Origin of the sequence: Shewanella sp., from assembly GCF_013214165.1 — a bacterium.
In the GTDB taxonomy this organism is placed as follows: domain Bacteria; phylum Pseudomonadota; class Gammaproteobacteria; order Enterobacterales; family Shewanellaceae; genus Shewanella.
Genome location: NZ_JABSSM010000002.1, coordinates 84905 through 97337, shown reverse-complemented (window position 1 = coordinate 97337; position 12433 = coordinate 84905). Strand labels below are relative to the sequence as shown.

Below are 12433 nucleotides of genomic sequence, written 5' to 3'. Positions count from 1 at the left end.
CATAATATTTGGCTATCACTCCACAGAGGGTGAAAACCATCATGGACACTCTAATCTAGAGTAAATCACGCAGGGACCACTCCATCGCTCTGGATACAGAACTTTGGATTTTAACACTAGGTAAATTTTGGGTGCTCTATGGCCTCTCGTCTTTCTTTTTTGGGTCCCTTTAGATCCATTTTATGTTTCTGCTTAATTGCATTAATTATCGTCACCCTGAGTCGTGTAGGCTTAGGGCTCTGGCAAATCGAACGTGTTTCGGCCGTGGATGGCTGGTCACATCTCTTGCTGCAGGGCCTGAGGGTGGATCTGGCTACTTTATGCTGGTTGTGGGGCATTGCGGCCCTAGGCAGCGCCATTTTTTCCGGTGAGCACGCTATTGGCCGTGGTTGGAACAAGATATTACGTATCTGGCTGACGCTAGGACTCTGGCTTATTCTATTCTTGGAAGTCTCATCTCCTTCTTTTATTCAGGAATATGGCATTCGCCCAAATCGTCTCTATATCGAATACCTCATCTATCCTAAAGAGGTGTTTTCCATGCTCTGGGGGGGACGCAAGTTTGAGGTGATCTTAGGTTTTGTTATCAGCGCTGCAACGCTTTTTGGTGGCTGGAAGCTCAGTGGCTACTTGCTGCGAGATCTCATTTATTCGCGCTGGTACTGGCGTCCGGTTATCGCAGTCGCTGTGATTGTGCTGACCTTGATCGGTGCTCGTTCGAGTCTAGGCCATAGACCGCTTAACCCTGCCCTGGTTGCTTTTGCCGATGATCCTCTGGTTAACTCTCTGGTGGTTAACTCTGCATATTCACTCTTCTTCGCCATCAATCAGATGGGCAATGAGGCTAATGCCGCTAAAATTTATGGCCGCATGGATGAGCAGAAAATCATCGACACCATCAGGCGAGAAAGTGGTCGAGATCCAAGTGCATTCCCGTTAGCGGCAGCCCCTAGTGTTTCTTTTAATCCCGCCAGTTATCAGGGAAAACCTAAGAATTTAGTGATCATCTTGCAGGAGAGTCTGGGTGCTCGCTTCGTGGGGAATCTGGGCGGCCTGCCTTTGACGCCAAATATAGATGCGCTCTCTAAGGAGGGCTGGTCATTTGAGAATCTCTACGCCACCGGGACGCGTTCGGTGCGCGGCATCGAAGCCATCACTACTGGTTTTACGCCTACCCCGGCACGCTCTGTGGTTAAGTTAGGCAAGAGCCAACAGGGTTTCTTCTCTATCGCCGGACTATTGAAAAGCCATGGTTATGAGACTCAGTTTATCTATGGTGGCGAGAGTCATTTCGACAACATGAAGAGCTTCTTCCTGGGAAATGGCTTCAGTAATATTGTCGATGAAGATGATTATGACAATCCCTCTTTTGTGGCGTCCTGGGGCGTGTCGGATGAAGATCTTCTGCGCCGGGCAGATCGGGAGTTTAAGAAATTTCATAAAGAGGGTAAGCCATTTTTCAGCCTAGTATTTAGCTCTAGCAATCACGAACCCTTCGAGTTTCCAGACGATAAGATTGAGCTCTATGAGCAGCCTAAGCAGACGGTGAATAATGCGGTTAAATATGCGGATTATGCCCTGGGACAATTTTTCAAATTAGCTAAGAAGTCAGATTACTGGCAAGACACGCTATTTTTGATCGTGGCCGATCACGACAGCCGTGTCGGTGGTGCCAGCTTAGTGCCGATTTCTCGCTTCAGGATCCCGGGCATTATTCTGGGTGATGGCATCGAGGCCAAGAAGGACCAGCGAGTGGTGAGTCAGATCGATATGGCACCGACGCTATTGTCTATGATTGGCATATCCGACAGCTACCCCATGTTAGGACAGGACCTGACGCGAGTCAGGGATGATTGGCCTGGACGCGCCTTGATGCAGTATGACAAGAACATGGCATATATGCGCGGCGATGATGTGGTGATATTGCAGCCGGAGCGGGAAGCCGCTGGCTTCGAGTATGACTTCAATACTGAGACGCTCAGTGTCAAACCTCAATCCGATGAAATGAAGCAAGCGGCACTAGCTTGGGCGTTGTGGGGCAGTATGGCTTATCAGCAAGGCCTGTATAGGAGTGCTTCACAGGAAGAGAGGCTAGCGTTTAAACAGCTTGAGGATGATGCTAGGTTGTCGTTGGCCTTGGAAGATGAGACAGATAATACGACTAGCCAAGCCACAGAAGTGTTACTGCGTTAAACAAAATATGAGATAGCAGGCTCAGTTTTTGGAAGAGCCTGCTCTTGATAGAAGCGGGTTATATGCAGGGAAACCGCCTGATAAAACGCTTTGGACTGGCCCAGCCCCTGACTCTTCTGAGGCTGGGTTTGTTTGTGGTTACTTGTAGAGTTCGGCTGCTGGGCAATGCGAATATCACGTCTGTTTAGCGCGGGTCTTCCTCTGAGAGGGTCTCTGGCTATCTTGGCCACTCGTGTCGGCTTCTCTGCTTCTTGCCGTTGTTGTTCTTCTTGCTGTTGCTGACCACCGCCTTGGTTTTTTCCCAGCTGCCGCTCATTGATCTTGGCCTGAATCTCTGGCTGTTCGGCTACGCGCTCGTGTTGTGGAGTGAAGGGGCGCTCTTTGTGGTTCTTGACTAGCACGGGTGTCGGTACTACAGGCGGTCTTTGCTGGCTATCCACGCGCGCGGCATCGGTAGCGGGGTTTGTCGTCGCTATTGGTACCTGAGGATAGTTTGTGACCACTAACATAGCGAGTTCCTTAACGTTTATGGTTAAATAATAACCGCTATTAGGTTAAAGATAAAGCTATGTTAGCCGGTTGAGAGTTTAATTTGAAATATCTTCTATCCAGGTCATAAAGCCTGCTAAAAATTCATCTTTGTGCGAGACAAAGGGCGCGTGAGAAGCCTTCGGCAGTATGATGTCTCGGTAAAGCGGGTCATTTACCGGCATAAGAGGGGGGACGCGTCTGGGAACGAGTCCATCTAACCGACCCCAGATCCTCAGCCAAGGTAGGTTAATTTTATCGAGCTGAGGCCTGAGATCGACACATTCCAGCATTTTTAACCCCTGAATCAGGGCTCGGGAGTCTGGCAGCGGCCTCGAGAGCAGCAAGTTTTTAAGTTGCTTGATATCTGCTTTCGCCGTGGTGCTGCCCATCGCCTGAATCGCCAGGAATCGTTCGATTGTTTTACCAAGATCTTTATGCAGGGATTCAGCAAACTGAGACAAGACTAAGGGGGGGATCCCCGGCCATTTCTCTTCTTGCCGGGCCATAAAGCAAGGGGATGAAGCTATGGTCACCAGTCCTCTGACTCTGGCCGGGTAGTTTAGCGCCGCTAAGGTTGCCAGCAGTCCTCCCAAAGACCAACCCACCCAGATAGCCTTATCGGGGAGGCGTGTCATCAGTGCCTCCAGCCAAGCGTAAATATCGCCTGCTATGGCTGGGCTATGGCCAAAGCCGGGCAGATCCACATAGTGCACCCTATACTCAGACAGAGACAGATGAAGTGGCGTAAAGACTGCGCTGTTCATTCCCCAGCCGTGAAGCATGACAATTTGCGGAGCAGATACCGGGCCTATAGACTCTATATGCAGTTGTGCTTGACTCACTTATCTACCTCTTAATGGAACTTTAGTGGGAAATTGATGAAAACCGCTAAGCTCACTAGACTAAAACCTTATGCAGAGAAAGCCTTACAGAGGGGGCTTGCATGGCTGAAGCTGTGGCTGGCCGCAAGTTTACCCAATCGCTGTCTTATGTGCCATCAAAGCGTCACTCTGCCACGCACCGGGATCTGTACTACATGTTTACATTCTGGTCTTTACCAACAGCCAGTGTGTTTAGGCTGTGGGCGCGGTTTACAGATCCAATCGCGCTATTGTGGTGCGTGCTTATCAACTGAGCCCCTACTGGTTATCTCACCTTGTAGTTATCATCAAGGCTTAGGACGGTGGATAGGTTTAATCAAGTATCAAGCCCAGTTCGCGGGGCTGGCCGCCTTATCCGCAGCACTGATCGCGCGTATTCATAAATTGGAAACCGCCGGCTTAATCCAACGTCCTCAGGTGTTGGTGCCAGTGCCGCTACATGAGAAGCGGCTTAAGGCTCGTGGTTTCAATCAGGCCTGGATAATTGCCGATACTCTTAGCCAACGCCTCAATATCCCCATAGCAACACATGCTCTAGTGCGAAGTTTAGACACTCAGTCTCAGGCTGGTTTAACGGGCAAACAGAGACGTAACAATCTAAAACATGCCTTTTATCTTGATGATGACTTTCCCTATCAGCGCATCGCCTTGATCGATGACGTGGTGACGACAGGCACCACGGCAAAAGAGATCGCCTCCCTGTTCGAGAGGCGGCATATTCATGTGCAGGTATGGTGTTTGGCGAGAGCAGAAGCACCAGGACTCTTAGATTAGGTTGGAATTAACCGAAGTAAAATTTGAGATTGTGAATATTTGTCAGCTTGCTGTTGTTCAAGGGCTCAGTTTAATCTATTGCCTGCAGCATGCGGAGGTAAATAATTACACATAGATCACTTCCTAGAATCTAGGCACTGGTGTTAATTCAATGCGGGGACGAAATAGAGAGCATTGGCGTATATTTTCTCTGAGCCTAGCCAGATGTTGCGGAACAACAGGTTATCGGCGAGGCCGACTATGGCGCCTTTGCCTCGGGTCTCTAAGACTATGGCTGGGTTATTAGCGAAACTTGCCTGATATTCCTTGGCGAGATATCCGCTGAGTAGAGGTTCATCGGCGTATTTAGCCGCGACAGTGAAGGGAGTCGAGCTGGCGGTTAAGCCAATAGCCATATTTTTGAGTATGGGCAGTCGCTTGCCTCTAATGCCGAAACTTATTGGATTGCTGGGGTCGAGTTCTAGCTCCACTATGGCACCGCCTATGGATTGACGGGCGGCTAGCTTCTCCTTATCACTATAGTTTAACCCTCTGGTGTCGAATAACTGTTTATAGAAACGTTTACCCTTGACGTCACTCTTGAGCAGGTTGTGTTGATTTAACCAAGTCAATGCGCCTTTCTGTGCGATCACAGTGCCACCATCTGAGGTGAATTGGCCTAATTTTCTGGCAAACTTCTTGTCTAAAGAGGAGTAAGTACCACCTGCCATGATCACATGTGTGTATCGGTTTAATTTTACTTTGGAAATATGACCCGTATCGACTAAGGTCACGGGGACAGCAAGTTTGCTGTCTAAGTAATTCCACAGCTCGCCGACTTCGGCGGCATCTGTACCTCGACCGGTAATTAACAGAGGTTTTATGGGTTTTATTACCTTGAAACTAGGACTGCCCAAGTCGATGCCGGTTATGGCGGCGCTGGTGGTGACTGGATACAAGGTCAGTGGATATTGTTCGGTCAGTTTAACAAGCTTGTTATTGAGCTCATCCAGCGACAATCCGGGCTGTATTAGTGGTATCTGCAAGGTGCCGGCAGGGAATGTCTCAGCCTCTCCAGCGACGTCTATGGTGAAGGGCTTCTTAGCAAATTTGACTAGCACCTTCTCTCGTAACAAGGCCTGTAGCATAGGGGCGGCGAAATCCTGCTGCCAATTGACGAGTACGGCTACGGCTTGTTCATTCATCTGGAAATTGAACTTAGCGGGAGCTTGGCTGGAAAGTACATCGATATCTAACTTGCTGTTGCGTACCATCTGCAGATGATAGGCATGTTCCAGGTTCCAGCTCGAGACATCGTAAAATGTGGGGTCTTTAAACTCAGTGCTGTTATCAAACAGGGCTAAAATAAGACTCTTCTGGGGCTGATTGATAGGGATAAACACGCTGCTATCTGCGGCAAAGTCCAGACTGCCCTGGCGAACTGTTTCAGTCAGAAAGTAAAACTTGATCTTGTGTTGGGCCAACACTTGGGTGAGATCTTCAATGCGCTCTCGGTTAGCGGGAGCTCCAAGAAGCAAGCCTGTTTGACGCCCCCGCTGCAGTACCTTGTCTCGGCCCTGATAAAACTCGCTCTGATATGCAATCAGCTCATCTTTTAATGCCAGACTGCCTTTTAGACTCGATATAGAGGTGGCGACTTGATTATTGATGGCTTGGCTGAGTCTTAGTTCGCCGTTGTGGGTGATTTGTACCTGTCCTCTGGGGCTAGCTTGTTCGAATAAGATGCCAACTGAGCCGTTGATATCTGGATAAGTTGAGCCCTTACCATAGTAAAAGTCGTCAAACGCCTCACGACTGAAATAGCTCTGCTTTAACTCATCTAGGGCTGCTCTATGGAATTGAGCCAGTTTCTCCGTCAGAGCCTGATTAGCCTTCGGTGTGGCAGGGTTGGTACGCGATGGCACCCCAGGTTGGAAGAAGTAGCTCCTATCCCGGCTCATCTCATGAAAGTCTCCTACATAGTGAGGTTGCCATTTATGGAACAGGGCGACTCTACCTCGGGTTTCCGGGTGTCTGAGGAACAGGAGATCACGATTAAGATCGGCGAAATAGTGGTTGGTTCTGCCATTGGGCCAATTTTGCCTGTGTTCCTTATGATTGCTATCACTGACATCGGTCTGGCCGCGGTAGTTGTTGGTCCAGGTTGAAAACCTGTCCATGCCATCTGGGTTCTGGCTCGGAGTGATTAATACTATGGCTTCATCGAGCAAGTCTTCGACCCATTCATCTCTGCTGGAGGCCAGAAAATAACTGAGGGCCAAGGCGGCATGGGCACCACTGGCCTCATCTCCATGAATGGAATATGCCAGCCAGATCACTAAGGGACCATCCTGTACTGCCCCAGATTTAACGGCTCGACGCTGGGTTAAAACCTGCTCTAAATTTGCCTGATTTTTACTCGAGGTGATAATGGCCGAGAGTTGTTGCCTGGCTTCATGGCTCTGACCCGTACGCTCTATGGATACCTTGGCACTGTCGCGGGCAAGTTGCTGCAGGTAATAGTTGACTTGGTCATGACGCAGGTGCCATTGGCCTAACGGGTAGCCTAAGAAGGCGTCCGGCGAGGTTATTTCAGGATCTAAATTAGCATTTGAGATCGAGAATCCCGTTGGTGGATCTGCAGCTATGACCGGAGACGTCAGGCTTAGTGAGCAGAATAAGGTCAGCAGGAAAAGGCCAGTTTTCAACATATATGGTGATCTTTATACTTGTAATATAAGGTTAAATTATCAGTTGGCGTAGGTTATTGCCACAGTTAACGTTAGGTTCTGGCAGAGATAAAGTCTAATTTTAAATGATGTCTCATTGAATCTTGCTGCCATTGCGCCCTTTAAAAAGGTCAAAGCAATTTACAATGGGACTACAAAGCTGGCCTGAGTCGGAGTATCATACCTGTATATCTTACTAAAACAGTCAAGTTTTACCAGACGGAGCATGTCTTAATGATCACCATTTCCGATGCAGCTCAGGCTCATTTTGTTACCTTGTTAGCAGATCAGCCCGAAGGAACTCATATTCGTGTATTTGTAATCAGTCCTGGTACTGCTACAGCTGAATGTGGCGTGTCATATTGCCCACCTGATGCTGTCGAAGCCGATGATACTGAGCTCGAGTTTACCGGCTTCAATGCCATGGTCGATGCCAAGAGTATCCCTTTCCTTGAAGATGCCAGTATCGATTTCGTTACCGATCAGTTGGGTTCACAACTTACCCTCAAGGCACCTAATGCCAAGATGCGTAAAGTGAACAGCGATGCCTCACTCAACGAGCGTATCGAATATGTGATCCAGTCCGAAATCAACCCACAACTAGCAAGCCATGGCGGCAACATAATGCTAATGGAAGTGTCTGAAGAAGGCGTAGCTATTCTGCAGTTCGGTGGTGGTTGTAACGGTTGTTCTATGGTCGATGTGACCCTGAAGGATGGTATCGAAAAGCAGTTACTCGAGATGTTCCCTGGTGAACTGACCGGTGTTAAAGACATTACCGAGCATGAGGCTGGCGAGCATTCGTACCAGTAAAGCCGGTATCTAGATCCGAGGGCTTAGGCCCTTGTTCTAGGTTCTAGCAGACATTAAAAAAGCGAGTAGGCTAATAACCGACTCGCTTTTTTATGTCTGTGGGTAACGCCCCTCCTACATCACTGCGTCTCTCAATTTATAACGGTAATGCAGTGTCAGGGTGATGCTTCTGGCCAGCATAAAGCAGCTCATTGCGGCCCAAAGAGCATGGTTGCCACTGTCTTGCAGCACAAACCATACCGGAAAAAACACGCCAAATGTCGAGATGATCATGCTATTGCGCATCACCTTGCCCTTGGCTGCTCCTATGTAGACGCCGTCGAAGAGATAAGAGCCGAAGGAGAGAATGGGGAGTAACACGATCCAAAATAGATATTCAGCGGCGACCGAGCGTACCGCTTCAATATTGGTCAGCATCTTGATGATACTTTCTCCGCCGAAGGCAAACACTAAGGTGAATAGGAGCGCCGATATGGCCGACCAGAACCAGGCCAATGTGACGGCTTCTCGCATCTTGGTCTTATTCTTCTGGCCATAGGCCTTACCCACTTCGGCCTCGGCGTAATAGGCTATGCCGTCCAGGGCATAGCTGATTAGCAGCAAGAGATTGAGTAGCACGGCATTGGCCGCGACTGTGTTGTCGCCTAGGCTAGCACCATGAAACGTCATAAAGGCGAAGGCGATCTGCAAGCAGAGGCTACGAACGAATATATCGGCATTGAGACTGAGTAGTTTATGAAAGCTGGCCAAATTGAGGCTGTTACACAGCTTGAAAAAATCGAAGCCACCGGTTTTCTGAACTTGTTTATAGACCATAGTTAAGGCAACCAGGAAGCCGGCAATGTCGGCAATCACAGACGCCAGGGCTGCCCCTTGAACGCCCCAGCCCAGACCTAGGACGAACAAGAGATCCAGGCCGATATTGGCTAGGTTGGCGACGATTAATTGCCACATGGCGGCCTTAGGTTGCTGCCTGCCAAGTAGCCAGCCTAGTAGCACCAGATTGAGTAGGGCGAAGGGAGTCGACCAGATCCTTATTTCAAAATACTCCCGGGTATACCTCTGCACTTCCAGACTGGCATCGGTGAGCATCAGGGCAGTATTGAGAATTGGGAGTTGCAGAAGTACGGCGCTTAGCCCTAAAATAAGCGCTAAACTGCCTGCTTGCAGCAGTAATCTATATTGGGCTTGTGTGTCTCCGGCGCCATAGGACTGGGCGACGAGCCCTGTGGTTGCCATACGAAGAAAGCCCAGCATCCAAAGAATTAGGGTGATAATCGTTGACCCAACGGCAACCCCGCCCAGGTAATAGGCGTTGCTTAGGTGGCCTATTACTGCCGTGTCTACCAGACCCAGCAGGGGCACTGTGATATTGGACAATATCATGGGCAGGGCGAGTGCCACTAGCTGTCTATTTTTCTGTTTGTTACGGATCAGTTCGACAGGGGTCATATCATCTCAGAGGTTTTAATTATGTTTAACAATGTCATGATAACGCTGCTGGTGTTATTCAGTTTATCCTTGCAGGCCTTCACGGCTCGGGCCGCGGTGATCTTACAGTATCACCATGTGTCGGAGGATACCCCGGCCATCACCAGCGTGACACCGACTCAGTTTAAAGAGCAAATGCAGTATCTGGCCGATAATGATTTTATCGTGACGCCCTTGTCTCAGCTTGTGGATGCGATTCGAAACCAGAGGCCGATAGCGGAAAACACTGTGGTGATCACCTTCGATGATGGCTACAAGAGCATTGCCGAGACGGCACATCCTATCTTAAAGGAATACGGTTTTCCCTACACGCTATTTGTCTCTATTGAGCCTATCAGGGCTAAATACGCTGAGATGATGAGCTGGAAGGCCTTGCTCCAACTGTCGAAAGAGGGGGCCGAGATAGCCAATCATAGCTGGGGGCACGAACATCTTATTCGTCGGTCGGAAGGTGAATCAGCAGCTCAGTGGATGTCGCGTATCGAGACGAATATTCTCGAAACAGAAGCCGAAATTAGTAAGGCCACAGGGCAAAATCATAAGATGTTGGCTTATCCCTATGGTGAATATAATCAGGCTCTCGAGGATATGCTCAGTCGTAATGGCTTTGTCGGCTTAGGTCAGCAGTCTGGTGCCGCCGGGGCATATTCGTCTCTGACGGCCCTGCCGCGTTTTCCCGTGGCTGGGGTCTATGCCGATCTCGCTAGCCTCAAAGTGAAGATACACAGTTTGAATATGCCGGTCTTATCGATAATGCCTAGCGATCCTGAGCTTAAAGATGGAAATTGGCGACCCGAGCTCAAGCTTACTCTGGATATGAGTGATATCTATCCCCATCAGATGATGTGTTTCATTCAGGGTCAAGGTGCTAAGAAGCCACTCTGGTTGAGTGAAAATGAGTTTTCCATTCGGGCCGAATTCGATCTGCCACCAGGAAGATCAAGATATAATTGCACCGTACCCAGTAAGACTAAGTCTGGTTACTACTGGTTTTCCCAGGCCTGGGTACGTGTAGGACCGGCTTCAGCCGGGAGAGAATGAATAGATTGAACCTAGGAAGCCCCTCCTACAAGCTCGCCTTACTGTTTTCCGTCTTAAGTAGGAATAACAGCTTTTGCGGGATCTTATCCAGATGCATCAGCTCGTAATGGGCGTCTAGCTCTACCGCGGCTCCCGGCATGCCCCATACTACCGAGCTGGCTTCATCTTGGGCTATAGTGTATGCGCCCTTATTTTTCAGGTTCAGAAGTCCTTTGGCGCCATCACTGCCCATGCCAGTGAGGAGCATGCCTATGGTGGATTTGGCGCTAGTCTCGGCGACACTGTTAAACAAGACGTCAACCGAAGGCTTATGGCGATTAACCGGGTCGCTGTCTACCAGTTTGGTGAAGAGTAAACCGCCCCTACGCTCTATGAGCATGTGCATATTCCCCGGAGCTAAGTAAGCGGTTCCAGGTCTGAGTCGCTCACCTCCCTGAGCCTGTATCACGTTCATTGGGCAATTATTGTCCAGACGTTTAGCAAACGAGGCACTAAATGCCACCGGAATATGCTGAGCTATCACTACGGGCGGGGTGTTTGACGGCATTCGCATAAGTACACTCTGGATAGCTTCGGTGCCGCCGGTGGAGGCGCCGATGGCGATGAGTCTGTTGCTGAACATCTCCCCACTGAGTGGTTTTGTCGTCGCAGCAGATAAGGACTTGGGACGCGCTTTACTCTTGTAGGCGAGGCGTACCTTGTCTATGAGTTCCTGCTTATAGCCCATAAGTTGATTGGTAAGGTCGGACCTAGGTTTAGAGATAAAGTCGACAGCGCCTATGGAGAGGGCCTCTAAGGTAACAGCAGCCCCCTTGGCCGTCAGGGTCGACACCATGATAACGGGCATAGGTCTGAGCTTCATGATGTTCCTTAAGAAGGCGATGCCGTCCATCTTGGGCATCTCGATATCTAAGGTGAGTACATCTGGATTTAATTTCTTGATTAGATCGCGCGCTTCATAGGGATCTTCAGCGGTGGCGACGACCTTGATATCGTCGTCATTGTTTAGCAGATGACTGAGCAATTTCCTGACTAATGGTGAGTCATCGATCACTAACACGCTAATCATAGTTTCATCCTTGTGGTCAAATCTATACCTTGGCTTCGACTAACCGTTAAAGCCTAAACTCGCTGGTTGTTTCTAGCCAATAAGGGCATTTTTCTTGCGTTAGTAACCTTGGCATGACCGCCTCGCAGTGGCTGATAAATTGTTTGGCCTATCAGTTCGAATTCATCTGATAAATTTATCAGAGTTTCTGAATGTCCGATGAAGAGTAGTCCATCCGGTGCCAGCAGTTTTCTAAATTTAGCGATGATCTTGGCCTTGGTTTCATTATCGAAATAGATGAGCACATTACGGCAAAAAATCACATCGAATGGACCAGTCATGGGCCACTTGTGTAATAAGTTGAGCTGTTTAAAGTGGATCTTGTTCTGAAGACTCCGCTTCATCTGGATGCCATTTGCGGTCATCCTCATATACTTTTCACGGTATCTAACGGGTAGACCTGTGATGCAGTCCTCGGCATAACAGCCTTTAGCGGCCTTGCTAAGCACGTTAGTATCGAGATCCGTGGCCAGTATTTTTAGATCCCACTCGGCTCCAGCAAAGTGATTAACCAGTGTCATGGCGATGCTGTAAGCTTCTTCGCCGGTTGAGCAGGCAGAAGACCAGATCCGCAAACGTTTATCTTGTCGTCTTCTCCACAGTGGGGCTATCTCTTTATCCAGGTAGTCGAAATGGTGTTCCTCTCTGAAGAAAGCGGTTAGGTTGGTGGTCAATGCGTTGACAAAATTCATTAACTCCTTGGGTTCCTTCTGTACTCGATCACAATATTGGTTAAAGTTTTCCAAGCCTAAATGACGCAGGCGCCTACTGAGTCTGGAGTAGACCATATGTTTCTTTCTTTCCGGGAGAAGGATCCCCGTCTCTTCGTAGGCAAGAATTTGAATAAACTCGAAGTTTTTCTTTGTCATAGAAAATTCTTTTTCGTCTATGAG

Annotated in this window: 10 protein-coding genes; 4 read left to right on the top strand and 6 right to left on the bottom strand. The window is 49.0% G+C overall.

Going from position 1 to position 12433, the window contains the following annotated elements; genetic code table 11:
• Positions 1-138 precede the first annotated feature (138 nt).
• Positions 139-2193 (top strand): LTA synthase family protein, encoded by a 2055-nt coding sequence (locus tag HRU42_RS01145; RefSeq protein WP_295028214.1) that lies wholly within the window; start codon positions 139-141, stop codon positions 2191-2193.
• Here HRU42_RS01145 and HRU42_RS01140 read toward each other — a convergent pair.
• Both HRU42_RS01140 and bioH read right to left on the bottom strand, forming a co-directional pair.
• Entirely contained in the window at positions 2190-2702 is a 513-nt protein-coding gene (locus HRU42_RS01140; protein WP_295028212.1) for a hypothetical protein, read from the bottom strand. The two genes, HRU42_RS01145 and HRU42_RS01140, sit on opposite strands and share 4 nt — an antisense overlap.
• Before the next feature lie 78 nt (positions 2703-2780).
• Positions 2781-3566, bottom strand: coding sequence for a pimeloyl-ACP methyl ester esterase BioH (bioH, locus tag HRU42_RS01135; RefSeq protein ID WP_295028210.1), 786 nt, complete (start codon positions 3564-3566; stop codon positions 2781-2783).
• A gap of 36 nt (positions 3567-3602) precedes the next feature.
• Here bioH and HRU42_RS01130 point away from each other — a divergent pair, with 36 nt between their 5' ends.
• Entirely contained in the window at positions 3603-4379 is a 777-nt protein-coding gene (locus HRU42_RS01130; RefSeq protein ID WP_295028208.1) for a ComF family protein, read from the top strand.
• A gap of 143 nt (positions 4380-4522) precedes the next feature.
• Here HRU42_RS01130 and HRU42_RS01125 read toward each other — a convergent pair whose 3' ends face one another.
• On the bottom strand, positions 4523-7069 hold the full coding sequence (locus tag HRU42_RS01125; protein ID WP_295028206.1) for a M14 family zinc carboxypeptidase: 2547 nt from the start codon (positions 7067-7069) through the stop codon (positions 4523-4525).
• Positions 7070-7321: 252 nt separating this feature from the next.
• Between HRU42_RS01125 and nfuA the strand changes: the two genes are divergently transcribed.
• Entirely contained in the window at positions 7322-7900 is a 579-nt protein-coding gene (nfuA, locus tag HRU42_RS01120) for a Fe-S biogenesis protein NfuA (protein ID WP_295028204.1), read from the top strand.
• 114 nt (positions 7901-8014) lie between these two features.
• Here nfuA and HRU42_RS01115 read toward each other — a convergent pair whose 3' ends face one another.
• Entirely contained in the window at positions 8015-9352 is a 1338-nt protein-coding gene (locus tag HRU42_RS01115; protein WP_295028202.1) for an MATE family efflux transporter, read from the bottom strand.
• 36 nt (positions 9353-9388) lie between these two features.
• On the opposite strand from HRU42_RS01115, the gene HRU42_RS01110 reads away from it, so the two are divergent.
• Entirely contained in the window at positions 9389-10432 is a 1044-nt protein-coding gene (locus tag HRU42_RS01110) for a polysaccharide deacetylase family protein (protein ID WP_295028346.1), read from the top strand.
• Positions 10433-10457: 25 nt separating this feature from the next.
• Here HRU42_RS01110 and HRU42_RS01105 read toward each other — a convergent pair whose 3' ends face one another.
• Together HRU42_RS01105 and HRU42_RS01100 are read right to left on the bottom strand one after the other, a co-directional pair.
• A complete protein-coding gene (locus HRU42_RS01105; protein WP_295028200.1) occupies positions 10458-11501 on the bottom strand; it encodes a chemotaxis response regulator protein-glutamate methylesterase in 1044 nt (347 codons plus the stop codon).
• Positions 11502-11554: 53 nt separating this feature from the next.
• The gene (locus HRU42_RS01100; RefSeq protein ID WP_295028198.1) at positions 11555-12409 is read right to left on the bottom strand and encodes a protein-glutamate O-methyltransferase CheR; all 855 of its coding nucleotides are present in this window, start codon (positions 12407-12409) and stop codon (positions 11555-11557) included.
• Between the last annotated feature and the right edge of the window lie 24 nt (positions 12410-12433).